The following is a 23959-nucleotide window of genomic DNA, read 5'->3' on the forward strand; positions in this document are numbered from 1 at the left end:
CGAGTGGGCACGAGCGACGTCAGCGACCGCATCGCGCAGTTCATCTGCGGCGCGCCTCCCCGGGAGATCGACCCCGCATCGGTGGAGTCCGCGCAGCGACTGCTCGTCGATGCCGTCGGCGTCGCGCTCGCCGGCATCCGCGACGCAGAGTTCGCAGCCATCGACGCGTTCGTCGCCGAACTCGGGACCGCAGACGTGCCGGCTCCCCTCGGCCACCGGGTCAGCCCGGGCGCTGCGGCGCTCGCCTACGGCGCGGCGATCCACCTGCTCGACTACGACGACATCCTGCCGGAGATGGGTCACTCCGCCTCCGTCCTCGTCTCGGCGGCACTTGCCATGGGCCACCACTGCCAGTCGTCAGGTGCCGAGGTCCTCGACGCCATCGCCGTCGGCGCGGAGGTGGGCGCCCGGCTCGGGCTCGGCATGAACCCGCGGTTCTACAACTCGGGCTGGCACCCGACGGCAGTCCTGGGCGCGGTCGGTGCCGCGGCTACGGCCGCGCGGCTCGCCCGTCTCGACCCGGCGCAGACGGCCAACGCACTCGGCCTCGCCGCGACGAACGCGAGCGGCATGAAAGCGACCATGGGCTCGACCGGCAAGTGCCTGCAGGTGGGGGTCGCGGCACGGACGGGAGTGGACATGGTCCTCCTCGCTTCGGCCGGCGGCACCGGCAACAGGGCGATGTTCGAGCCGCAGTACGGCGGGTTCGTCACGCTGTTCGCGCCCGAGAACACGCTCCCCGAAGCCTTCGGGGACATCGGCGAGCGCTCGGAGTTCGTGCGTCAAGGTGTGCGGCTGAAGTTCCTCCCATGCTGTGGGAGCATCCATTCCCCCGTCTTCGCGACCCTCGACGCGGTGAGGGGCAACGGCATCGACCCACACGACATCGAGGCGATCATCACCGAGGTGGATCCCCAACGCCTGCCGCACACTGACCGCCCCGAGGTCGACGAGCCCCTGCAGGGCAAGTTCAGCATGCAGTACTGCCAGGCGACGGCGGCCGCGACAGGTGCGCTGACACTCGAGGACTTCTCACCGCAGGCCATCCGCGAGCCGCTGCGTCGGGATCTGATGAAGAAGGTCGAGCTCCGCCCGACCGAGATGCCAGCGGGCGCAGGTCCGTCCACGGGATCCCGGGCGGCCCGGGTGACCGTGCGCGTGCGCGGCGGCCGCGAGTTCACGTCGTACGTGGCCGCTCCGATCGGCGCGCCGCAGAACCCTGCTTCCGACGCCGACCTTGACCTCAAGTTCACTCAGTGCGCCTCCCCCTCACTCGGCGCGGAGCGCACCGCCCGACTGTTGACCGACCTCCGCGGCATCGAGCGGTTCCGTTCGGTTCGCGGGGTCGTCGAGGACATGTGGAACCTCGACCCGCAGCTCAGGCCCGCCGGCTGAGCCCCGCTATCGCCGCGGCGGGGTGCGGGCCCCTCTGAGGGCGTACGGGCTGTACTTCGGAGCCCAGACCGCCAGCATCGCGGCCGCGAAGAACCCCACGCCACCCAGCGCGAAGTACGCCGCCGGCAGGGTCAGCGCGAGCGCCAGCAGCGAAAGCGCGGACGGACCGGCCGCCTGGCCGATGTCGCTGATGAGCCTCCAGACGCCGAGGAACTGCGCCCGCCCCTCCCCCGGCGCGGCGTCGGCGCCCAGCGTCATCATCACCCCCGAGCTGATGCCGTTCCCGAGGCCGAGCGTGACCGCGAGGATGGCCAACCCGACCGCTCCTGTCGTGAAGGGCATCAGCAGGATGGAGCCGCCGAGCAGGACCGCCGAGGGCACCGCGACGGCGAGGCGGCCGTAGAGGTCCATGATCTTGCCAGCCGGGTAGAACAAGGCCATGTCGAAGGCGCTCGCGAGGCCCGCGAGGAGGCTGGTCGTGGTGGCGTTCACGCCGAGGTGTGCCGCCCACACAGGGATGACTCCCTGCCGGGCCGCACGGACCGCTCCGACGGCGAGGATCGCGATGCCGAGAGTCAGGTAGAGCCGACCGTGGCGACGCGCGACCGTGACGACCGAGTGGCGGCCGCGGACCTGGACCTTCGTGGTGTGCTCCGCCGGCACGTCGGGGACGAACAGGATGAGCAGCGCGACGGCCACGGCGGCGGCGATACCGGTGAGGTAGGCGCCGTGGAGGTCGCCGCCGGCGACGGCGATGGCACCCGCCCCGACGAACGGCCCGATGAAGCCGCCGGTTCGCTGTGAGCCGGCCGCTGTCGAGATCACCCGGGCGCGGTACTGGATGGGGGTGACCTCGATGATGTACGACGCGCGCGCCAGGTAGATCGTGGCGGTGGACACCCCGACCAGCGTCAGCCCGATTCCCAGCACGAACAGTGACTGGGCGATCAGACAGGTCGTCAGTGCCGCCGCGTAGAGGACCGAGGCCACGAGCATCGCTCGCCGGTCACCGATCCGGTCGGCCAGCGCCGACGCCGGCACGTCGCCGAGCATGCGCCCGATCCCGATGAGCGCGACCATGAAAGCCGACTGGCCCACCGACCCACCGAGATCGACCGCGGTCAGGACGATGACGGGGAGGATCGCACCGTTGCCGATCTCGTACACGAGCGTCGGCACGAAAAGGGTGGGAACCAGTGCCCGCATGCCCGATGAGACCTCACTCATCGTTCACGTCCGCCGGACGGATCGGCTGTGTGCGCGCTCCGCACGCGGCCGGGTCACAACGATGCGACGGCGAGCGGACGGACGGGTGAGCCGGTCGCTCCGTAGATGTTCAGCGGTACAAGCACGAAGGTGAACTCCGACCAGCCGTGGGCGGAGAGACCCTCTAGGTCCAGTGCCTCGATGATGTAGATGCCCGCCTCGACGAGCAGCACCCGGTGCGCGGGGAGCACCGCGTGGCCGACGCCGGGCGCCAGCCGTTCGAACGCGATGGTGTCGGCCCCCGCCGCGCGGATGCTCCGCGAGGCCAGCCACTGCGCACCGGCCTCGCTCACTCCTGGCACGCCGGTGGGCCCGCCGACGTACGGCGTGCCCTCGGCGAACTTCTGCCCCCAGCCACTGCGGATCAGCACCACGTCACCCGGGCCGGGGTCCACCCCTTGAGCGGCGCACGCGCCCTCAAGGTCGGTGACCGTGATCTCGTAGCCCGGTTCGCACCCGGCGACCCCGAGATAACGCGGGATGTCGAGCAGGAGACCGCGGCAGATCATCGGCTCGATCGTGTGAGCGCCCAGCTTGTCGTACTTGCCGTTGACGAGCGCCTCGGTGACCGGCAGGCCACCGTGAAGCTTCCCATCATGGGAGACATGGGCGAGGGCGTCGATGTGCGTGCCCACATGGATCCCGGTGGAGATCATGTCGTTGGCGGCACTGCCCCCGTCCAAACGCACCATGTCGCCGTGCCGGCGGGGATGGCTGTGCCAGAACGCCGGGTGGTTCGGTGACTGCGGCATGCCCACCTGCAGCTGTCGCCCCAGATCGATGACCTTCACGCCCGTCCGGACCGCGTCAAGCAGCCGATCGCTCACTTGATGTCTCCTGCCTCTCTCAATGCGACGATCTCGTCCGGGCTGTAGCCCAGCTCCTCGAGCACGTCGCCGGTGTCCGCGGCGTGCCCACGACCGGTGTGCCGGATCCGGCCCGGCGAGCGGTCCATCCGCCACAGCACGTTGTGCTGGAGCAGGGGTCCCAGCTCGGGATCCGAAACCTCGACGAGCATCTGTGTCTCCCGCACGTGCGGGTCCTCGGTGAGGTCACGGGCGTCGTAGACGGGCGCGACCGCCGCGCCCACCCGCTCGAATTCCTCGAGCACCTCGGTGCGTGTGCGCGCGCCGATCCAGCCTGCAACGATGCCGTCGAGCAGCTCCACGTGCTCGGCACGTCCACGGCCGGTCGCGAACCACGGTTCGTCGATCACCTCCGGATGCCCGCACAGCTGTACGACCCGCTCGGCGATCGACTGCGCACTCGTGGAGACCGCCACCCACTTGCCGTCTGCCGTCCGGTAGGTGTTTCTCGGCGCGTTGTTCGTCGACCGGTTGCCGTGGCGCTCCTCGATCACACCGAGCTGCTGATAGACGGCCGGGCTCGGACCGACGGCCGTCATGATCGGCTCGAGGATGTTGATGTCGATCACCTGACCCTCGCCGGTCGCGTCGCGATGGCGCAGCGCCATCATCACCGCCGAGGACGCGGCGATGCCGCAGATGCTGTCGGCGAGTCCGAAGGCCGGCAGCGTCGGCGGGCCATCCGCCTCGCCGGTCAGGTTGGCGAACCCGCTCATCGCCTCCGCCAGCGTGCCGAAGCCCGCGCGGCGCGCGTAGGGGCCCGCCTGCCCGAACCCGCTCACCCGAACCACGACCAGTCCCGGGTTGACGGCGTGGAGATCGTCCGGGCCAAGGCCCCACTTCTCGAGGGTGCCCGGCCGGAAGTTCTCGACCATCACGTCGGCTTCCGCAACCAGGCGCCGAATCACCCCCGCCCCGCCGGGCGACTTGAGGTCGACGGCGATCGTCCGCTTGTTGCGCGCGACCTCCTTCCACCACAGCGGGGCACCGTCCTTGCTGGGACCGTGGCCGCGCAGCCCGTCCCCCGCCCTCGGGTGCTCGACCTTCACGACGTCGGCACCGAAGTCGCCCAGGATCTGGCAGCAGAGCGGGCCCGCCAGGATGGTGGAGACGTCCAGCACCCGGAGTCCGGCCAGCGGCCCGTCACCCTGCACTACTACCACTCCGTTCCGGTGAGAGAAACACTCAGGACGCGAAAGCAGCCCACAGGATCAGGCCCAGCTGGCGCATCGCAGTCGCAAGTATGCTGGAAGTTGCTGCCGAACGCCAGAACAGGGGCCTGACGAGTCGACGATGCGAGTGTGGTTCAATGTCTCTCGGCGTTCCTTTGACAGGAACGGAACAGGCTTCAGGCGGAGGGCCCGTCAGGTGCTGCTCGACGCCTTCGAGAGCCCCGTTCGTTGTGACAGCCAGCGGGCTCTCCCAGCGTTCGAGCGCCGGTGTGGGAGACACGGGAGACAGAGGTGGGAGACCAGTGAACGCAGTGGGTTCGACCGACACGGTGGCGGGGGCCACGACCGAGGACGAGCAGTACGACGTCGTCGTGGTCGGCGCAGGCAACGCGGCGCTCTGCGCTGCGATCAGCGCGCGCGAGGAGGGGGCGTCGGTGCTTGTCCTGGAGGCGGCAGGCCCCGATTCCCGGGGCGGTAACAGCTTCTTCACCGGCGGTGCCCTGCGCTTCGCGTTCAATGATCTCGATGACATCCGTCAGCTCATCCCGGACCTCACCGACGACGAGGCCGAGCAGTTCGTCATCACGCCGCAGCCGGCCGAGAAGCTCTTCGACGAGCTCGCGGAACTCAGCGAGTACCTTGCCGACCCGGAGCTGACCGACACCGTGGTCGAGAACGGCTACGACACGCTGTTGTGGCTGGCGGGCCACGGGCTCAAGTTCGGTCTGGCCGCCGGCCGGCACGGGCAGCGCCTCAACGGCAAGATCTACATGTCCGACGGCAACCCGGTCGAGCTGTGGGGCGGCGGCCGCGAACTGGTCAACTCGCTCTTCCGTATCTCCGACGCGCTCGGAGCTGTCATCCGGTACGACGCCCGCGCGCTCGGTCTCGACATGACTGACGACGGCGTCGAGGTCGCCTACCTCAAGGGCGGCACCAAGCGGCGCGTGAAGGCCCGCTCTGTCGTCCTCGCCTCTGGGGGCTTCGAGGCGAACCCCGAGATGCGTACGCGCTACCTCGGACCCAATTGGGAACTCGCCCGCGTGCGAGGCACCGAGTTCAACGTCGGCGACGGCCTGCGCATGGCAATCGACCTGGGGGCCGCCTCGACTGGGAACTGGAGCGGCTGCCACGCGGTCGCCTGGGACGTCAACGCCCCGCTCACCGGCGACCGCAAGGTCGGTGACTCGTTCCAGAAGCACTCCTACCCACACGGCATCGTCGTCAACGCGAACGCCGAGCGGTTCCTTGACGAGGGGGCCGACTTCCACACTCACACCTACGCCAAGTACGGCGGCGAGATCCTCAAGCAGCCGGGACGGGTCGCCTACCAGATCTTCGACGACAAGGTGATGGACAGGCTTCGCGAGGAGTACCGCCAGCGCGCCACGAAGTTCACCGCCGACACCATCCCCGATCTGGCCAAGAAGATGGGCGTCGACCCGGACCGGCTCGAGAAGACCGTCACGGAGTTCAACGCCTCCATAAACGACCGAGAGTACAACCCGACGACGAAGGACGGCAAGGCCACTGTCGGCATCACTCCGCCGAAGTCCAACTGGGCGCTGCCGATCAACAAGCCGCCATTCGTGGCGTACGCCGTCACCTGCGGCATCACGTTCAGCTTCGGCGGTTTGCGGATCTCGACGGACGCGGAGATCGTTGATCCGGCGGGCCGGCCGCTGCCCGGGCTGTACGCAGCGGGCGAGATCGTCGGTGGCCTTTACTTCTACAACTACCCCTCGGGTGCGGGACTGGTCTCGGGTGCGGTCTTCGGGCGCGCGGCCGGCCGCAATGCGGCTCAGCGCGCTGCTGCCAAGCAGTGACGTCGGTGTAGGTGGTCGCCTTCGAATTGCCGCCAGCCCAATCCGGCGGTCCCACTGGGACCGGCTACGCGAGAGACGCCGCCGGAACCACGATCGGTGGTCATCCGACCCGCAGGCCGCGAGGAAGGTAGGAGACAGTGACGCACTCAGATCAACGAAATTCGTCGGGTGGCATCATCCGAGTAGAGGACGTGGAGCCACGCAGAAATCTGGAGGGACACCCTGGCTGCGCGGCACATCAGTTGATTCGACCGCAGACAGAACTCTCACAGTGGTTGCACGTCACCTACAACGAGATCGAATTCGGTGGGGGAATCGATCCGCACCACCACACAGGTCTGGACGCAGACCATGCCTACTTCGTGCTGGACGGGACGGTCAGAGCTCGGATCGGTGACAACTACTTCGACGTCGGTCCGCGGAGTCTGATGGTGTTTCCGTGTACCGCGGTACACGGGTTCACCGTCACCAGCGCAGGGGGGGCTCGCGTGCTTCGCCTCGGCGCATCGGCTGACGGGCGGACAAGTGGCAACAGCGTGTTCGTGGAGCTCTTGCCAATCTCAGAGCAGCCGCCCCTGACCAGGGACGTCAGGCACCACTCACCTTGAACGACGAAAACGGCCTCCAAGAGAACTGTCGATCAACCGTCCAACGGCCGAGGAGGCCCCGAACCGCTCTGGACGGTTGAGGACGGGTCGGCCTTCCTTCTGTCTGTTTTCGTCCGTGGCTGCGGATCGTCACCTCGGCGAGTTCGGTGTGGTGTCGAGGCCAAACGTTCGGCACCAGCGGCGCGCGCTCGGACACGGTGACCTCGGCGCCGAGTGCGGCGAGCCGCTCGCGCACCTTCCGCGCGCACTGGTCGTGCCCCGGCGCCCGCCGGGCGGTCTTCTTCTTGCGCCGCTTGCTCATCGCCGCTTTCGCAGGCGGGTTGGTGGGCGCGCCGCGCCCCCAAGGTACGGCCCCTGGACGAGCCGCTCCGCGACGTTGCCTGACCGATCCCCGCCCGCCGAGGAACCACCGGCCAACCCCGTCGGTTGGTTCCGGGGCGGGGCTCGGCAACGGGGCCGCAGGGTGGGGCCGGGGTGGGCTCCTGACGCCGGGGGCGGCCGGCGAACCGCAACGCCGGCGGCGCGTTAACGAGCAGGCGGACCGGCTGAAATCTCGAAGGCGCCGCTGAAACTTCCACTGGAAAGAATCTTGGGACTCTGACTGGGCGTTTTGATCACTCGTAATATGTATTGCTGCTTTCGTGGGCCTGGTCGGCGAGGCGGCTGCACGGTCGAATGGTCACTACTGAGGCCAGGTTCACCTGATTGATGCCGATGCGGGATGCCCTGCTTTGATCCGCAGATCGTGTCTGGTTCTGAAAGTTCGGGAATCGCCGGACCCAACGGCGATCCACCGCCTGGTCCACAGTAGACATACCGTATGGCCGAGCGACCCGCCTACCCCTGCGACCTGTCCGACGCCCGCTGGGCGCTGATCGCACCACGGCTGACCGCCTGGCGCCAGGCCCGCACCGACGCCGGGATCGGCGGACGTACCGCCACCCACGACCTGCGGGAGATCTTCAACGCCATCCTCTACGTCAACCGCACCGGCATCGCCTGGCGCTACCTGCCCCACGACTTCCCGCCCTGGCAGACCGTCTACGGCTACTTCACCGCCTGGACCAGCGACGGCCTCTTCGCCCAGCTCAACTACGACCTCACCGGGCTGGCACGCGCCAAGGCCGGACGCGCCACCCAGCCGTCGGCCGCCGTGATCGACACGCAGAGCGTGAAGACCTCCACCAACGCACCACTGGCCAGCCAGGGCATCGACGCCGGCAAGAAGATCGTCGGACGCAAACGCGGCATCGTCACCGACACTCTCGGCCTGCTGCTCGCGGTCATCGTCACCGCCGCCAGCGCCAGCGACAACACCATCGGCATCAACCTCCTCGACCAGGCCAAAGCCACCCACCCCGCCCTGACCAAGACCTGGGTCGACGCCGGCTTCAAGAACAGGGTGATCGAACACGGCGCCACCCTCGGCATCGATGTCGAGGTCGTCGCCAAAGACCCGCACATCAAAGGGTTCTCGGTGGTCAAACGCCGATGGGTCATCGAACGCACCCTCGGCTGGCTCATGCTGCACCGGCGCCTGGCCCGTGACTACGAAGCCCTACCCGACAACTCCGCCAGCATGATCCGCATCGCCATGATCGACAACCTCACCAAACGCGTCACTAACGAAACCACCCCAACCTGGCGAGACGACTGAAGGCAGCATCACTCGCATAATACGTGAATCAGACGCCCTCTTAGGTCCGGCCTCCACGCTAACGGGGGAACCTCACCTTCGTCTGTGGGTGGTCCGGTGTAGTCACCTTGATCGTCAACCTGTCGGCCTGGGTGAGCAGGGTCTTTGCGTAGTCGATTGAGGCGTATCTGACCTGGGCGTACGCGGTGTCACGGCCTGATTGGAGGGTGACGCGGGACGGGTGCGGCCCCGTCGGTGATCATGGAGTTGGCGCTACGAGTTCACCCCCGACGCCTGGGGTTCGGCTCGTGCCGCCACCAGTCTCGCCGCGCTCTTCACCGGATGGACGAAGGGGATCACCGCGGGTGCGATCGTCTACAACGAGTTCAACCGGTGGCTGCAGGTCGGGGACGGCGTCCAGGATGACGTCGACCTGCTCCAGGAACGAGTTCCCGACGTCGACTTCCTGACCTTTCCAGTGTCCATGCCGGAGGAGCCGCTGATGGGGGCGCGACAGGGCGAATGCGGGGTCGACATGGACTGCATCGAGCGGGGCTTCGACTGCTACGAGGAGTTGTTCGCCACCGTCCAGGCCACTCGGAGGTCCCTCGGCGTCTGATCCGGCGCCAATCCCGGGACCACAAGCACGCAGTCGGCCAGCCACCGCACCGGCCCGCTCGGGCCGGTGCGGTGGCTGGCCGGTCAGCGCTCGCCGGAGATGCTCTGCCGGTACTCCAGGGCCTCAGGCACCTCCTCGTACTGCAGGAGGTTCCCTGCCAGATCGAGCAGGTGCGTCTTCGCCTCCTTGGGGGTGACGCGGAAGAACTCGCGGCGCTGGTTGACGAGGTTCACGCGACGGTCCGCCAGGCGGGTGTGCATCTGGGTCTCGATGCCGACGGCGTCGTCGGAGAAGAACAGGGCGTGCACGTCGAAGTTGAACGGCACCGAGGCGTCGCTGAGCTCCCGCACCCGGTCGAGCGGGTCGAGGCGTCGGGTCATGCCGATCTTCACCATATGCTCGCGGAAGGCCCCGATGTTGGAGATCACGTAGACGTACCCGGCGCGGATGTTCGCGGCCCGATAGTCCACGGCCTCGGCCGCCGCCTCGCCGATGCGCTGGCTGCCCGGCAGGACGCCAGCTAGAGCCGCCCACCTCACGGACGACCGACGCGATCCGTCAGAGGGGGGCGCGGTCCGGGCGGGACGGGAACGGCGTGCCCGGCCGCCCCAGGGTCGGCCGGGCGCGGAGCCCTACCGGGTCCGCAGTCACTTCGCCCGATCGGTCGGCGGGCTCGGCGGTGAGCCGGCCGTTCAGGTACGCCGCTGCGGCCCGGTCCTCGTCCGTGGGGGCCGCAAGCAGCGCGTAGACCAGGCCGACCGCCACGAAGATCACCGCCAGGATGATCGGCACCAGCAGGGTGCTCACGTCCGCACCGGTGACCTCGCCCCCGCCCGGATGCAGGTGCGCAGAGAGGGCACTCATCCCGGTGAAATGCATGCCGTTGACCGCAACGCCCATCACCAGCGCGGAGCCGAAAATCGCCAGGCCTCGGCGGACGGTCACCGCCAGCCAGAGCGCCACCGTGGCGGCGACCACCGCGATGACAATCGAGAGCACCACCCGGGTCCGGTCGTAGCTGAGCCGTCCGTCGAGCCGCATCGCTGCCATGCCGGTGTAGTGCATCGCCGCGACCCCGGCGCCGGTGAAGAGGCCGCCGCCGACGATGCGCAGTACGGACACCCGCCCGGTGCCGGCAATGGCCAGTCCGATGCCGACCGCCACCACGGCGAAGACCGCGCTGGCCGCGGTGATCGGCAGGTCGTACCGGATCCGGGTACCCTCGACGGCGAAGCCGAGCATCGCCATGAAGTGCATGGTCCAGATGGCGGTGCCGCCGATCGCCAGGGCGGCCAACCCGCCCCACCAGACCCGCTGGCCTGCGCTGCTCGCGATGCGGATGCGGGTGGCACAGATCAGGCCCAGGAACGAGCCGAGCACCGATAGCGCGTAGCTCAACGCGGGCGTGATCCACCCGTACTCAAAGTGATTGATCTCCGCCACGGCGGTTTCCCCCGAAGAATGGCCCGTGCGTAACGATGTGCCACGGCCATGATCCGGGGGCGTCTCACGAGGCGCAACGGCACCTTCGGGCATTCAGTGCCGTCGTGGCGACTGTCCAATGCGTCTATTCACCGTCGCCACCTGCCCGAATGATGAATCAGGCGGCCGCGTGGTCGGCCAGCACCCTCCGGTTGAACGCGTCGATCGCCTGCCGGCCGGTGGACCGCAGGTCAGCCGACGCCCCGCCGGAGTCGGCGAGCTGGCCGAGCAGGTCGACCACCCTGTTCAAACCTGATGCCAGTCGAGGCCGCCGTCGCCCCTCATCTGAACGAACATGCTGCCGACGAAACCGTCCAGCCGCGCGGCCAGGGGGTCGAGGGTCTGCAGCGGTCCGGTCATCGGCTTCAGCCACTCGTGGGCGACGTGAACGAGCTGCTCAGCGAACTCGCGCTGAGCACCGCAGGTGAAGACCATCCTGGGACGGCCGCAGGTCACCGTCGACACCGAGCAGGCCGTGCCGCTCCGGCGGGACCTCGCCCCAGCCCCGGCTGGTCCGGCCGGCTCCTTTCCGGTCGTGGTTGCCGGTCGATCAACCACCGCACCGGCCCGCGCCAGGCGGGCCGGACGGAAGCTGGTCGGTCAGCGCTCGCCGGAGATGCTCTGCCGGTACTCCAGGGCCTCAGGCACCTCCTCGTACTGCAGGAGGTTCCCTGCCAGATCGAGGACCGCGCGGCACTCGGCGAATTCCTGGACGCGCTGGTAACCCGGCCGCGGACCCTGGGCGTGGAGGGGATCGTGGTGGCACTCGTCGCGCACGCCCAGCGGCTACCCGCCAGCAGTCGCCGGGAACTCGCCCGGATCGGCGCGGAACTCACCGAGCGCTACGCACGCTGACAGCCCACCTTCGACGCAGTCAGCTAGCCGGACGACGTTGCCTGACGGCAACTTAAGTTTTGCTTATCGGGTTGTCGATCAACGAGGGAAGCTCGGTACCTTGCTCGAATGCGACACATCAAGACCGTAATCGCCGCGCTCATCGTGGGTCCGCTGGCCTGGGTCCTGCTCGCCGCTGGACAAGGCCGGTCCCTGCGGGTGTTCGCGGATGCGCAGGACAGTGGTGATGCGCTCGACCCTAACGCTCTGCTGAAGCCGTTGCTGGTACTGGCGGCTGCTGGCCTTCTCCTCGGGCTCATCGCCACCGTCCGGATCTCCCCGATCGGCTCGGTGCTGACCGGACTTGCGTACACGGTCAGCTACGCAGGCCTGTTGTTCAGCCCGGCACGGTTGCTGGACCTACTCAGTCACAAGCTGAGCGTGGCGGGTTACCAGATTGACGTGCTCACCCCCGTACGGACCGGGACGACGCTGCTGCTGGGCTCGCTGCTCCTGGTCGGGGTCGCCAGTGTCCAGCGGTGGCGGCGCTGGCCGCAGTCGGACGCCGATGAGCCGACGATCGTTGTCCCGGACACGATCATTCCGCCGGTATCGGAACAGGACCGCCCGCTCGGCGCGGACGGGCTCGGCTCGACGAAGCAGGGTGAGGATCCGACGAAGCCGGGTAAGTCCGACGAACCGGCGCCGGCGATGGCCGGCGGTTCACGCTGGACCGATTCGCCGCGCAGCCATTCCACGAACGAGCCCTGGCAGTCAGACGCGACGCGCTGGCAGTCCCCGGCGCGGGGGACGGGCTACCCGAGCTGACCGGGAAGTCCGCGTCAACGGTTCAGGCAAGTCGGCGCAGGGCAACACCGAGCGTGGCGATGCCCTCCCTGCTGACCCTGGTACGTCGCGACCTTCGGACGACGGCCGCGGCGCTCGGCATGCCACGTGCGCGAGCGAGGCCCGATACGCAGACGAGCGGCCGAGAAGGAGGATGGAATGCGAGCGGTGCGATTCCGACGGTACGGCGGTCCGGAGGTGCTGGAGGTCCTGGAAGTGCCGCGGCCGTCGGCGGGACCGAGGCAGGTGGTTGTCGAGGTCGTCACCGCGGCGCTCAACCCTGGGGAGATCGGTATCCGGGAGGGCATCTTCGCCGACATCAGGCCGGCGACCTTCCCGGAGGGGCAGGGTAACGACTTTTCGGGGGTGGTCGCCGAGGTGGGACCGAAGGTCGCCGGTTTCGCCCCCGGACAGGCCGTCATCGGCTTCACGCCACGCGCGGCGCAAGCCGAGTTCGTCGCCGCAGACGTGTCGGTGGTCGCGGCCAAGCCCGACGGCCTGGGCTGGGACGAGGCTGCGACCACCCCCGGGGCCGGGGCCACCGCCTGGGCGTCGGTGGAGGCCGTCACCCCGCGGGCCGGCGACACCGTGGTGGTGTCCGCGGTGTCGGGGTGGTCGCGGCGCAGCTGGCGTTGCTGCGCGGGGCCCGGGTCATCCGCACCGCGGGCGAAGGCAACCACGAGTTCCTCTCCTCGCTCGGCGTAACACCCGTGCGCTATGGCCCGGTCTGCATGAGCGGATTCGGGCCGCCGCGCCCGAGGGCGTGGACGCCTACGTGGACACGTACGGCGCGGGCAATATGGACGTCGCGATCCTCCTGGGCGTGCACCCGTCGCGGATCAACACGATCGCCGACGGCCGCGCGGTGCAGCGGTACCAGGTGCAGCACGAGGCACAGGAGCAGGCCAACAGCCCGGCGATTTGGTCGGAACTGGCACGGCTGGCCGCGGACGGCAAGCTGGTGCTGCCGATCATGCAGGCCTATCCGCTGGAGCGGGTGCGCGAGGCGTACCACGACTTGGCCACACGGCACGTGCGCGGCAAGCGCGTGCTCCAGGTCATGGCGCCGGAGCGTCGGTCCCAGATCACGACAGGGGGCTGACTCCCAGACAGGGCGGGCTCCGGTGCGGCCCGCCCGGCCTGTCCGCCGTATCTCGGTGCCCGGGGGTGAGCCGGCGGGCGCGAGCCGCCGAAGACCTCGGTGGCTTGATCAACGAGTACAAGCGAGCGGCGTAAAAGGCCAGCTCAGCCCTCGCAAGGGGATTTTGGAACCTGTACCGTGCCAAAACTCGCTGCGCGGGGCTGACCTGCGGCTTGGTTGATCCGGTCAGGCCGCTCGGTGATACTCGTTGATCACGCCGACGAGGATCCGTCGTCGCCGTATCGGCGCGTTGATCGGGATGACGACGCTGGGATCGTGGTTCGGTGGCCGTTGGGCGAGGCTCTGGTGTGGACGGTGCCGGTTGAAGTGGGCGGCGTACTCGTCGAGCACTGCGCGGGCGTGGCGTTCGTTGTAGATCAGGATCTGGTCCGTGCACTCGGAACGGACGCTGCGGACGAACCGCTCCGCGTATCAGTTCGCCCGAGGCGTCCGTGGCGGAGTCTTGACCACCTCGACGCCCTTCGGCGGCGAACACCGCGTCGAAGGACGCGGCGAACTTGGTGTCCCGGTCACGGATGAGGAACCGGAATGATGTGATCCGGTCGCCGAGGTCCGTCACCAGATTGCGGGCCTGCTGGGTGGTCCAGGCAGCGGTAGGGTGCGCGGTGACCCCGAGGATGTGCAGCCGGCGGGTGGCGACCTCCACCACGACCAGCGCGTATAGCCGCCGGAGGGTGACGGTGTCGAGGTGGAAGAAGTCGATGGCCAGTAGCCCGGATGCTTGAGCGCGCAGGAAAGTCCGCCAAGAGGTGTCGACCCCGCGTGGCGCCGGACCGATCCTGGTGGCGGCGAGGATCCGGCGGATCGTGCCGGCACCGACCTTGTGGCCGAGTCCCACCAGCTCACCTTGAATTCGGCGGTGTCCCCAGCCCGGATTGTCTCGGGCCAACCGCACGACGAGATCCCGAATTTCGTCGCTGACCGGCGGACGACCTGCCCGGTTCGGATACGTCCAATGCCGCTTGACCAAACGCCGATGCCAGGCCAGCAGCGTGGCCGGGGTGACAATCCGGTGCGCACGCAGCCGACGGGGCAGCACTCTTGTCAGCGCGGATAACACGGCCCGGTCCGGCCAGGACGGCCGAACCCGCCCGACCTGCCGGCGCAACACGGCGACTTCGTGCCGAAGCACCAGCAACTCCGCCGTCTTCTCGGCGTCAGTTCTGGTGAGGAGCGCGATCCAGCCGAACACCCGAACCATGATCAGATACAGCAACCGAACCGTCACGAACCGATCGTGCAGCAGTCAGGCGAAACCCCAGCTCACAGCCCATCCGTCTATTTCTGGCACGGTACAGGCGCGGGTATTTCCCGAAAGGCACTGACCTATCACGACACAGCGTCACCGACCTAAACGCCATCGCCGCCACGCTCAACACCCGGCCCCGTAAGTCACTGGGTTGGCGAACGCCAGCAGAAGCCCTGGAAGAACACCTAAGATCGCCGCAACGAGCTGGTGTTGCAACGACTCCTTGAACCTAAGCTGTCAGGCCCGCCGCTGCACCAACGACCTGATCGCACTCGATGTGCTGCAGGAGCTGACCGGACGCGGGCTGCGGGTGCCGGACGACGTGGCGATCGTCGGCTACGGCGACATCGAGTTCGCCGGGGCAGCCGCTGTCCCGCTGTCGTCGGTCCGCCAACGCGGGAGCAACTGGGCGAACGGCGGCCCAACTGCTGCTCGAAGAGGCCGAGGCCGGTGAGGGACACCGGCACCGGCACGTCGTCTTCCAGCCGGAACTGGTCGTCCGCCGCTCCAGTGAGCAGCCCCGGCGCTGACCAGCCCTACGGCAGACGGCCCCTCTGCGCCACCTTGGCGAACGCGTACGCGCTCGGCTTCGGGACCCGGGCGAAGCCGTCGTCGTGGTCGACGACGACGAGGCCGAACTTTGGGCGGTAGCCCTCGCTCCACTCGAAGTTGTCGAACGCCGACTAGTGCAGGCAGCCGCGGACGTCGACGCCCTCGGTCAGAGCCGCCGCGACGGCGGCGAGGTGGGTCCGCAGGGCGATGGCGTTCTCCGTGATGTACAGCGGCAGCCCGGTCCCGGCGGCGCGGTGCAGCACCTGCCGGAGATGCCCGCCTCGGGCTCGACAGCGAAGCAGTCCGGTTCCCAGTTTGTCCATCCGAGAGGACCTGCGTGCGTCCGCTGTGAGCCCACTGTGAGCCCACTGTGAGCAAAGCGTGAGCGGTCGGCGTCATCTTGACCCTGGTCGGTAGACCGATGAACTCCAACTGAGAGGTCTCGGGCCATGATGCGGTGGATCGTCGGGTCAAGCGTCAAATACCAACGGCTGGTGCTCGCCATCGCCGTCGCCCTGATGGCCGTCGGCTTCGTACAGCTTCGCAACTCGTCGGTCGAGGCCCTGCCAGAGTTCGGGCCGGTACGGGTGGACGTGCAGGTCGAGGCGCTCGGGCTCTCCGCCGAAGAGGTGGAGAATCTGATCACCAACCCGATGGAGAACGAGTTCTTCAACGGGATCCCGTGGCTGATGAAGCTCGAATCCCGCACCCTCCCGGGACTGTCGTCGATGGAGATGACGTTCGAGCCCGGCACGGACCCGATCCGGGCCAGGCAGGTCGTGCAGGAGCGGCTGACCATGGTCGCCATGCTGCCGGCCGCCTCGTCGAGGCCACCGCTGGTGGTGCAGCCCCTCTCGTCGACCGGTCGGCTCATGAACATCGGTCTCTCGTCCCAGAATCAGTCACTGATCGATATGTCGCTGCTGTCGCGCTGGACGATAGTGCCCCGCCTGCTGAGCGTCCCTGGCGTCGCCAATGTGGCCATCTGGGGGTTCCGTGACCGTCAACTGCAGGTGCAGGTCGATCCCGCCAAGCTGGTGCAGCACGGCGTCACGCTGGACCAGGTGCTGCGCACGTCGGCGAACGCGCTGTGGGTCTCGCCACTGACCTTCGTGGAGGCTTCGACCCCCGGACTCGGCGGTTTCATCGACACCGCCAACCAACGGATCGAGATTCAGCACAACCAGCCGATCAAGACCGCGGCGGATCTCGGCAAGGTCACCGTTCAGGGCGCCGAGGACCGCGGAGTGCTGCTGGGCGATGTCACCAAGATCGTCGAGGATCACCAACTCCTCATCGGCGACGCGGTCGTCAAGGACACCCCGAGCCTCATGCTCGTGGTGGAGAGGTTCCCGGGCACCAAGGTCGCGGACGTGACCCGGGACGTGGAGGCCGCGCTCGACGAGCTTCGACCGGCCATGCCGAACGTCGAGATCGACACGACGGTGTACCGGCCGGCCACCTTCGTCGAAAAGATGGTCGACCACCTCACCACGACGCTGATCCTCGGCGCCATCCTCCTGCTGCTGGTGCTTGGCGCCTTCCTGTTCAGCTGGCGCACCGCGCTGGTCAGCCTGCTGACCATCGGGGCCTCCGTGGCGGTGACGGTGCTCGTGCTGTCCTGGTTCGGCGTACCTCTCAACATGATGTCCCTGGCGGGGCTAGTGATGGCCCTCGCCATCGTCGTGGACGACGCGGTGGTCGCCGTCGACAACGTCAGGCAACGGCTGCGGCAGCGCCGCGAGGACGGCTCCGACGAGCCCGTCTCCGACACCATCCGGGGAGCCATCCTCGACGTACGCGGCCCGCTCTTCGTCGCGGCCCTCATCGCCGCGGTCTCGGTGGTGCCCCTCTTCATCCTCGACGGGGTGCGCGGGGCGTTCCTCACCCCGGTCGCCCAGGGCTTCCTGGCCGCCACGGTGGTCTCACTGGTGGTCGCGCTGACGCTGGCCCCCGTGCTGGCCACGCTCCTGCTCACCCGGTCGTCGCTGCAGCACGGCCAGTCGCCGCTCGCCCGAGCTCTGGGACGGGCGTACGGCGCGCTGCTGCCCCGGCTGCTCCACCGGCCCGTCTGGTCCTATGCCCTGGTCGGATTCCTCGTCGTAGCGGGCCTGGCCGCCCTGCCGTTCCTCGGCTCGCGGCCGCTGTCCCCGACGCTTCAGGAGCGCGACCTGATGATCACCTGGGAGGCGCCGCCCGGCACGTCCCGACCGGAGATGAACCGGATCACGGGTGCGCTCAGTGCCGAACTGCGGGCCGTCCAGGGAGTACGCAACGTCGGCGCCCACACCGGGCGGGCACTGGCGTCGGACCAGGTCGTCAACATGAACTCGGGCGAGGTGTGGCTCAGTGTCGACCCGGGGGCCGACTACGGCCGGACCCTGGCCGCCGTGCAGCAGGTGGTGGATGGCTATCCCGGTGTGCAGAGCGATGTGATCACCTACTCGGACAAGCGGATCCGGGAAGTGGTGACCCGTGGGGCGGCGGAAGACCTCATCGTGCGCATCTACGGCAACGACTACGGGGTGCTCAACGAGAAGGCCCAGGAGGTCCTCGGCATCATCTCCGCCATCGACGGCGTCACCGAGCCACGGGTTCGGACCGCGGAGGTCGCGCCGACGGTGGAAATCGAGGTGTCCGTCGCGAAGGCCGCGAAGTACGGCCTCAAGCCGGGCGACGTGCGCCGGGCGGCCGCCACCCTCATCTCGTCCACCGTCGCGGGCAACCTCTTCGACGACCAGAAGGTGTTCGAGGTCGTGGTGTGGGGCGTCCCCGAGGTGCGCCAGAACCTGTCCACCATCCAGAACCTGCTGATCGACGCACCGGTCGGCGGCCCGGGCGGCGGCCCGGCCCAGGTGCGCCTGGCCGACGTCGCCGAGGTCAGAGTCGTGGCGAAGCCGGAGGTCATCACGCACGACCAGGTCTCCCGCAGCATGGACGTCGTCGCGAACGTGCGCGGGCGGGGTCTGGGCGCCGTCACCAGCGAGGCCAAGGACCGCCTCCAGCAGGTGACCTTCCCCCGTGAGCACCACCTCGAGGTGCTCGGAGAGGGACAGGCACAGGCGAGCTCGGATCTCCGGGTGTGGACCTTCGTGGTCGGTGCCGTGATCCTGATCTTCTTCCTGCTGCAGGCCGGCTTCGGTAGCTGGCGGGTGGCGTCGCTGTACTTCCTGCTCCTGCCGACGGCGCTGTCAGGCGGGCTACTGCTGGCGGCCATCGACCGGCCGGCCGTCTCGGTGGTCGCGCTGCTGGGGCTGCTCACCGTGCTGGCCATGGCCGTTCGGGGCGGCACACTGCAGATCAGGCGGTACCAGCGGCTGGCGGACGAAGGCCACGCGCAGGGTGCCGAACTGGTCGAGCTCGGGTCACGGCAGCAGTTCATCCCCGCCGTGACGGGCATCCTGGCGGCGGGGCTGGCTCTGCTTCCCATGGTGATCTACGGCAGCGTCTCCGGCCTCGAGATCGTGAGTCCGCTCGCCCTGATCATCCTTGGTGGTCTGATCACGACCGCGCTGCTGAACCTGCTCGTCCTGCCCGTGCTGTATCTGCGGTTCGCCGTCCGGTCTCCATCGGTGGCCCGGTCGGAGCCTCGGGCCGGATCGATACCTCCGCCCAGGCCAGAACCCGGTGCGGCGGGCAAGGAACCCACATCAAGCCCAGCTCCAGCCTGATCGGAACCAGGAGAGTCCCATGCACAGACAAGGAGGCGACCACATGCGACACAGCGGTCGGTGGACGGCAGCGATCCTGATCACGCTGGGCTTGGCGGCCTGCACGACGCCCGCCTCGAACACCTCGGGTGGCCACAAGGAGAGTCCGGCCATGGTCGAGGCAATCCCGGGAAAAGACGTGAAGAAGGTGACGTTGACCGAGCAGGCGGCGCGCCGGGTGGACATCAGGACGGTCACGATCGGCGCGGCGCAGACCGCACCGCCGGGCGGGCCGACCCCGTCGCCGGGCCCGCCGGCGACCGTGGTGCCGTACTCGGCGGTGCTCTACGACCCGACCGGCCTGGCCTGGGTCTACACGGTTCCCCAGCCCTTGACGTACGTCCGCGAGAAGGTCGTGGTCGCGACCGTGGGCGGGGCAGGCGGGACCGACGCGTTTCTTGCCCAGGCACCGCCGGCGGGGACGGCGATCGTGACGATCGGCGTCATCGAACTTTGGGGCGCCGAGCTCGGGGTCGGTAAGTAGTCCATCCAGTCGGTACGAGGGTAGGGACCCCAGACCATGATGCGTTGGATCATTGGAACCAGTCTGAAGCTCCGGTTCCTGGTGGTTGTCGGGGCCTCGATGATGATGTTCTTCGGCGTCGTGCAGATTCGCCACATGCCCGTCGACGCTTTCCCCGAGTTCGCGCCGCCCCGGGTGGAGATACAGACGATCTGCATCGGGCTGTCCGCGCAGGATGTCGAGGAGCTTGTCTCCGTCCCGCTTGAGCAGGGGCTCACCGGGATCGAGGGCCTGGACGTGATGCGCTCCAAGTCGGTCTCCCAGCTTTCCTCGATCATCCTGATCTTCAAGCCCGGGACCGACCTCATGGCGGCCCGCCTGTTGATCCAGGAGCGCCTCACCGCCATCACACCGAGACTGCCCCGCTGGGCCAACGCGCCCTTCATGATCCAACCGCTCTCGTCAACCAGCCGGGTGATGAAGATCGGAATATCCCAGGCGGACAAGTCGGATGCGGCTCACGTCGAGATGGCGCTGCAGGCCTATTGGACGGTCCGGCCCCGCCTGATGCGCGTACCCGGGGTGGCGAATGTGGCCATCTGGGGCGATCGGTGGCACGTCAAGCAGGCCCTCGTCGATCCCGAGCTCATGAAGCGGCACAACGTCACGCTGGCCCAGGTCATGGAGGCCGCCGGAGACGCGGTGGACGTGGGTCAGCTGAAGTTCAACGGCGGGTTCGAGATCGGCACCGGCGGGTGGGTCGACACCGCCAACCAGCGTCTCCAGGTGCAGCACCAACTGCCCGCCCTGACCGGGCAGCAACTGGCCGAGATTCCCATCGAGGTGCCGAAGGGCGCCAAGCCGGTCTACCTCAAGGACGTCGCCTACATCACCGACGACATCATGCCGCCGTCACTGCTCACGGGGGACGCGGTCATCAACGACGGCCCCGGCCTCATGCTCATCGTCGAGAAGCTGCCGTGGGGCAACACGCTCGAGGTGACGCGCGGGGTCGAGGCGGCGCTGAAGGACTTCGCGCCGGGCATGCAGGGCTTGAACGTGGATACGGAGATCTTCCGGCCGGCGACCTTCATCGAGACCTCAGTCGAGAACCTCGGCCGGGCGCTGGTCATCGGCTTCGGACTCGTGGTCCTGATCCTCGTCTTCTTCCTCTTCGAGTGGCGCGTGGCGCTGATCAGCGCGATCTCGATCCCGCTCTCCCTCGTCGCGGCGGGACTGGTGCTCTACTGGTCCGGCGCCACGATAAACACCATGATCCTGGCGGGGCTCGTGATTGCCCTCGGCGTGCTCGTCGACGACGCCATCATCGATGTCGAGAACATCGTGCGCCGCATCCGCGAGCATCGACGAGCGGGCAGCACGAAGTCCACCGCGGCGATCATCCTCGACGCGTCGGTGGAGGTGCGGGGTCCGATCGTCCAGGCCACGATGATCATCCTGGTCAGCACGGTCCCGATCTTCCTGCTCACCGGGCTCACCGGCTCGTTCTTCCGGCCCATGGCGTTCGCCTACGGGCTGGCGGTCCTGGCATCGCTGCTGGTGGCCTTGACGGTCATCCCGGCGCTCGCCCTGCTGCTGCTGGCCAGGTCGCCGATCGAGCGGCGAGAATCGCCGCTGGTGCGCTGGCTCCAGCGCGGCTACACCGCGATGCTGGCACGCATCATCCCGCGTCCCGCCGTCGCCTACGCGACCGTAGGGCTCGTCCTGGCGGGCGGTGTCATGGTGGTACCGATGCTGGGGCAGAACCTGTTCCCCGCGTTCAAGGAGCGGGATTTCCTGATGCACTGGGTGGCCCAGCCCGGCACCTCGCGTGAGGAGAGCGTCCGCATCACGGAACAGGTCAGCAAGGAGCTGAGGGCGATCCCCGGGGTCCGGAACTTCGGCGCGCACATCGGGCAGGGCACGTTGGCCGACGAGGTCGTCGGCATGAATTTCACCGAGAACTGGATCAGCATCGACCCGAACGTCGACTACGACAAGACTCTCGCCGCCGTGCAGAAGGTGGTCGACGGCTACCCCGGACTGCAGCGCGATGTGCAAACCTACCTGAAGGAACGCACCAAGGAGGTGCTCACGGGATCCAGCGAGGCCATCACCATCCGGATCGTCGGTGACGACCTCGACGTCCTGCGCGACAAGGCCAACGAGGTCGAGGAGCTCATCGCCGGTGTCGACGGCATCATCGACGAACACGTGACGCTGCAGACCAACGTTCCTCAGGTGGATGTCCAGGTCGACCTGGCCAAGGCGGCACGGTACGGGATCAAGCCGGGCGACGTACGCCGGACGGCCGCCACGTTCATCGCCAGCGAGGAGGCGGGCGACATCTGGCGGAACGGAAAGAACACCGAGGTGCACGTGTGGAGCGTGCCGAGTGCGCGGTACAGCATCGAGAGCGTCCGCAACCTGCTGATGGACGCAGCGGACGGGCGCAAGGTCCCCGTTGGTGAACTGGCCGAGGTCACGATGGTGCCCACGCCCAACCAGATTCTGCGGGAAAACGGGTCGAGGTACATCAATGTGGGGGCCAACGTGGCCGCGGGGAAGGCCCTGGGTGACGTCGCGGCCGAGGTCGAGCGCCGCCTGGCGACGGTGGACTTCCCGCCGGGGTACCATCCCCAGCTGCTCGGTGAGTACAAGGAGGCCACGAGCGCCCAGGATCGGCTGCTGCTCTTCGCCGGCGTCGCGGTGATCGGGATTCTCTTCCTGCTGACCACCGCCTTCAACAGTTGGCGGCTGGCGTTCCTCGTCCTCCTCACGCTGCCCATGGCTCTGGTGGGCGGGGTCCTCGCGGCATACCTCGGTGGCGGCATCCTCTCGCTCGGCTCGCTCGTGGGATTCTTCACCGTGCTGGGCATCGCCGCCCGCAACGGCATCCTGATGATCAATCATTTCCAGCACCTGGAAAGGGAGGAATCTGAACAGTTCGGCCGAGGTCTCGTCCTCCGCGGTGCGAAGGAGCGACTTTCGCCGATCCTCATGACCTCATTGGCGACCGGGCTCGCCCTCGTTCCCCTGGTCATCGCCGGCAGCCTTCCCGGTCACGAGATAGAACACCCGATGGCGGTCGTGATTCTGGGTGGCCTGGTCACATCGACGCTGCTGAACCTGTTCGTCCTCCCGTCCCTCTATCTGCGCTTCGGACGACACGAGCATTCGTCCACGCCGCACAGATCTCGGCTCGGAACGCGCGTGTGGCCAGCAGCCCGGCGGCGTGGAGCGGCCCATGCCTGACCGGCGGACCCTCATCCCAGCCAGAACGAGTCGCCGTGGTTGCCGACGGGTCCGCTGGGCCGCTGGGTCACGGCAGGTCAAGCCCAGGATCGCCGCGAAGTATCGCTCTCTCCAGCTGCTGCAGCTGCGGCGCTGGATCGAGTCCGAGTTCGTCGACGAGCCGGCTCCGCGCAAGCCGGTAGGCGACCAGCGCATCGGCGGCACGGCCGGCGCGGTACAGGGCCAACATGAGCTGCGCGAGCAATCGTTGGCGGTACGGATACTGCCCGGCGTACTCGGCGAGGTCATCCAACACGGCCTCGTGCCGGCCGAGCCGCAACTGCGCGTCCAGCCACTCCTCCACAGCGGTCAACCGCGCTTCCTCCAGTCCCCGGCACAGATGTTCGACTCGCCGGGTCGCCACGTCGGCCAGCGCGGGTCCGTGCCACAGATCGAGCGCGCGCCGCAGCATCGCCGCCTTCTTCAGGTCGTCCGTCTCACGGCGAGCCGCGGCGAGGAGGGCGCGGAAGCGGTGGGCGTCCACGCTCATCGGGTCAGCCCGCAGGAGATACGTCGGGCCGCGCGTGGTGATCTCCACGCCTTCACGGTCCGCACCGGCCATGGTCAGGACAAGGCGCAGTTGCGAGACGCGGACGTGGATGGCATGACGTGCGGTCTGTGGCGGCGATTCAGGCCATGTCAGGTCAACGAGGCGGTCGAGCGGCACAATCTGATTCACGTTCAGCGCGAGGATCGCCAGCATAAGCCGCTGTTGGCGTGGCCCGAGATCGACTTGTCGATCCCCCGCCCATGCCTCCACTGCTCCCAAGAGCCGGAACTCCACAACCCCACACCCCCCTGATGCGTCTGCACCTCCTCCGCCTCGCTGCGCAGGGTCACGGAACCGCGCCATGGACGCTCGTGATGATCAGGCTGATCGGCCGATTGTCACTTCCCGTATTCCGCCGGCACGAGCCGCACGTGGTTAGCGGAGTCAACGCGCCTGAACGGGTGTAAACTCGGCTGTAATACGATCTAC

At 68.2% G+C, this 23959-nt stretch carries 22 protein-coding genes and 2 pseudogenes; 12 read left to right on the forward strand and 12 right to left on the reverse strand.

The features are described 5' to 3' along the window. Nucleotides 1–3: 3 nt before the first annotated feature. Nucleotides 4–1395: an MmgE/PrpD family protein gene (locus ACFYPS_RS30405; RefSeq protein WP_387328867.1), complete on the forward strand. Its 1392-nt coding sequence runs from the start codon at nucleotides 4–6 to the stop codon at nucleotides 1393–1395. A gap of 6 nt (nucleotides 1396–1401) precedes the next feature. Here ACFYPS_RS30405 and ACFYPS_RS30410 read toward each other — a convergent pair whose 3' ends face one another. From ACFYPS_RS30410 to ACFYPS_RS30420, 3 genes are read right to left on the reverse strand one after another with little or no spacing between them, the layout of a single operon-like run. Continuing rightward, nucleotides 1402–2622: an MFS transporter gene (locus tag ACFYPS_RS30410; protein WP_387328870.1), complete on the reverse strand. Its 1221-nt coding sequence runs from the start codon at nucleotides 2620–2622 to the stop codon at nucleotides 1402–1404. 53 nt (nucleotides 2623–2675) lie between these two features. Then, nucleotides 2676–3488, reverse strand: a complete 813-nt coding sequence (locus ACFYPS_RS30415) for a cyclase family protein (protein WP_387328873.1) — start codon at nucleotides 3486–3488, stop codon at nucleotides 2676–2678. After that, on the reverse strand, nucleotides 3485–4681 hold the full coding sequence (locus ACFYPS_RS30420; RefSeq protein WP_387328876.1) for a CaiB/BaiF CoA transferase family protein: 1197 nt from the start codon (nucleotides 4679–4681) through the stop codon (nucleotides 3485–3487). The genes ACFYPS_RS30415 and ACFYPS_RS30420 overlap by 4 nt, the downstream gene beginning before the upstream one ends. 155 nt (nucleotides 4682–4836) lie before the next feature. On the opposite strand from ACFYPS_RS30420, the gene tcuA reads away from it, so the two are divergent. Together tcuA and ACFYPS_RS30430 are read left to right on the forward strand one after the other, a co-directional pair. After that, a complete protein-coding gene (gene tcuA, locus ACFYPS_RS30425) occupies nucleotides 4837–6525 on the forward strand; it encodes an FAD-dependent tricarballylate dehydrogenase TcuA (RefSeq protein ID WP_387328879.1) in 1689 nt (562 codons plus the stop codon). A 191-nt stretch (nucleotides 6526–6716) separates the two neighbouring features. Next, complete coding sequence (locus tag ACFYPS_RS30430; protein WP_387328882.1) at nucleotides 6717–7133, forward strand: cupin domain-containing protein; 417 nt, start codon at nucleotides 6717–6719, stop codon at nucleotides 7131–7133. Here the strand turns inward: ACFYPS_RS30430 and ACFYPS_RS30435 are convergent. Beyond that, on the reverse strand, nucleotides 7114–7434 hold the full coding sequence (locus ACFYPS_RS30435) for a hypothetical protein (protein WP_387328884.1): 321 nt from the start codon (nucleotides 7432–7434) through the stop codon (nucleotides 7114–7116). The two genes, ACFYPS_RS30430 and ACFYPS_RS30435, sit on opposite strands and share 20 nt — an antisense overlap. A 519-nt stretch (nucleotides 7435–7953) precedes the next feature. Here ACFYPS_RS30435 and ACFYPS_RS30440 point away from each other — a divergent pair. Continuing rightward, on the forward strand, nucleotides 7954–8790 hold the full coding sequence (locus tag ACFYPS_RS30440; protein WP_387328887.1) for an IS5 family transposase: 837 nt from the start codon (nucleotides 7954–7956) through the stop codon (nucleotides 8788–8790). A gap of 681 nt (nucleotides 8791–9471) precedes the next feature. On the opposite strand, the gene ACFYPS_RS30445 is transcribed toward ACFYPS_RS30440, so the two are convergent. The 4 genes from ACFYPS_RS30445 to ACFYPS_RS30460 all read right to left on the reverse strand — a co-directional run bounded on the left by ACFYPS_RS30445 (nucleotide 9472) and on the right by ACFYPS_RS30460 (nucleotide 11335). Beyond that, complete coding sequence (locus ACFYPS_RS30445; RefSeq protein ID WP_387328890.1) at nucleotides 9472–9927, reverse strand: GIY-YIG nuclease family protein; 456 nt, start codon at nucleotides 9925–9927, stop codon at nucleotides 9472–9474. A 19-nt stretch (nucleotides 9928–9946) separates the two neighbouring features. Next, entirely contained in the window at nucleotides 9947–10831 is an 885-nt protein-coding gene (locus ACFYPS_RS30450) for an MHYT domain-containing protein (protein WP_387328893.1), read from the reverse strand. Nucleotides 10832–10988: 157 nt separating this feature from the next. Beyond that, entirely contained in the window at nucleotides 10989–11120 is a 132-nt protein-coding gene (locus ACFYPS_RS30455) for a hypothetical protein (protein ID WP_354968060.1), read from the reverse strand. Further along, complete coding sequence (locus tag ACFYPS_RS30460; RefSeq protein ID WP_354968059.1) at nucleotides 11117–11335, reverse strand: hypothetical protein; 219 nt, start codon at nucleotides 11333–11335, stop codon at nucleotides 11117–11119. Before ACFYPS_RS30460 ends, ACFYPS_RS30455 begins: the two co-directional genes overlap by 4 nt. A 534-nt stretch (nucleotides 11336–11869) precedes the next feature. Here ACFYPS_RS30460 and ACFYPS_RS30465 point away from each other — a divergent pair. The 3 genes from ACFYPS_RS30465 to ACFYPS_RS30475 all read left to right on the forward strand — a co-directional run bounded on the left by ACFYPS_RS30465 (nucleotide 11870) and on the right by ACFYPS_RS30475 (nucleotide 13652). Next, entirely contained in the window at nucleotides 11870–12532 is a 663-nt protein-coding gene (locus tag ACFYPS_RS30465; protein WP_354968058.1) for a hypothetical protein, read from the forward strand. Nucleotides 12533–12709: 177 nt separating this feature from the next. Beyond that, nucleotides 12710–13255: an alcohol dehydrogenase catalytic domain-containing protein gene (locus tag ACFYPS_RS30470; protein WP_387328897.1), complete on the forward strand. Its 546-nt coding sequence runs from the start codon at nucleotides 12710–12712 to the stop codon at nucleotides 13253–13255. Between the two features lie 34 nt (nucleotides 13256–13289). Continuing rightward, nucleotides 13290–13652: a zinc-binding dehydrogenase gene (locus ACFYPS_RS30475; RefSeq protein WP_387328988.1), complete on the forward strand. Its 363-nt coding sequence runs from the start codon at nucleotides 13290–13292 to the stop codon at nucleotides 13650–13652. Nucleotides 13653–13877: 225 nt separating this feature from the next. Here the strand turns inward: ACFYPS_RS30475 and ACFYPS_RS30480 are convergent, their stop codons facing one another. Next, nucleotides 13878–14075, reverse strand: coding sequence for an integrase core domain-containing protein (locus ACFYPS_RS30480; protein ID WP_387328991.1), 198 nt, complete (start codon nucleotides 14073–14075; stop codon nucleotides 13878–13880). A gap of 936 nt (nucleotides 14076–15011) precedes the next feature. Between ACFYPS_RS30480 and ACFYPS_RS30485 the strand changes: the two are divergent. Together ACFYPS_RS30485 and ACFYPS_RS30490 are read left to right on the forward strand one after the other, a co-directional pair. Continuing rightward, nucleotides 15012–15188: pseudogene (locus tag ACFYPS_RS30485) on the forward strand (IS30 family transposase); the annotation flags it as partial. Then, entirely contained in the window at nucleotides 15185–15415 is a 231-nt protein-coding gene (locus tag ACFYPS_RS30490; RefSeq protein WP_354968054.1) for a substrate-binding domain-containing protein, read from the forward strand. The pseudogene ACFYPS_RS30485 and the gene ACFYPS_RS30490, both read left to right, overlap by 4 nt. Nucleotides 15416–15497: 82 nt before the next feature. Here ACFYPS_RS30490 and ACFYPS_RS30495 read toward each other — a convergent pair. Together ACFYPS_RS30495 and ACFYPS_RS30500 are read right to left on the reverse strand one after the other, a co-directional pair. Then, nucleotides 15498–15632: pseudogene (locus ACFYPS_RS30495) on the reverse strand (family 1 glycosylhydrolase); the annotation flags it as partial. A 12-nt stretch (nucleotides 15633–15644) separates the two neighbouring features. Beyond that, on the reverse strand, nucleotides 15645–15836 hold the full coding sequence (locus ACFYPS_RS30500) for a hypothetical protein (protein WP_387328900.1): 192 nt from the start codon (nucleotides 15834–15836) through the stop codon (nucleotides 15645–15647). Nucleotides 15837–15962: 126 nt separating this feature from the next. Here ACFYPS_RS30500 and ACFYPS_RS30505 point away from each other — a divergent pair, with 126 nt between their 5' ends. The 3 genes from ACFYPS_RS30505 to ACFYPS_RS30515 are packed head-to-tail and all read left to right on the forward strand — an operon-like array spanning nucleotide 15963 to nucleotide 22941. Further along, nucleotides 15963–19184: an efflux RND transporter permease subunit gene (locus ACFYPS_RS30505; RefSeq protein ID WP_354968052.1), complete on the forward strand. Its 3222-nt coding sequence runs from the start codon at nucleotides 15963–15965 to the stop codon at nucleotides 19182–19184. Between the two features lie 43 nt (nucleotides 19185–19227). Next, entirely contained in the window at nucleotides 19228–19707 is a 480-nt protein-coding gene (locus ACFYPS_RS30510; RefSeq protein WP_354968051.1) for a hypothetical protein, read from the forward strand. Nucleotides 19708–19746: 39 nt separating this feature from the next. Then, nucleotides 19747–22941 (forward strand): efflux RND transporter permease subunit, encoded by a 3195-nt coding sequence (locus tag ACFYPS_RS30515; RefSeq protein ID WP_387328994.1) that lies wholly within the window; start codon nucleotides 19747–19749, stop codon nucleotides 22939–22941. Between the two features lie 67 nt (nucleotides 22942–23008). Here the strand turns inward: ACFYPS_RS30515 and ACFYPS_RS30520 are convergent, their stop codons facing one another. Continuing rightward, nucleotides 23009–23833 (reverse strand): BTAD domain-containing putative transcriptional regulator, encoded by an 825-nt coding sequence (locus ACFYPS_RS30520; RefSeq protein WP_387328904.1) that lies wholly within the window; start codon nucleotides 23831–23833, stop codon nucleotides 23009–23011. Nucleotides 23834–23959 lie beyond the last annotated feature (126 nt).

The organism is Micromonospora sp. NPDC005087, from assembly GCF_042872965.1.
Taxonomy (GTDB): Bacteria; Actinomycetota; Actinomycetes; order Mycobacteriales; family Micromonosporaceae; genus Micromonospora.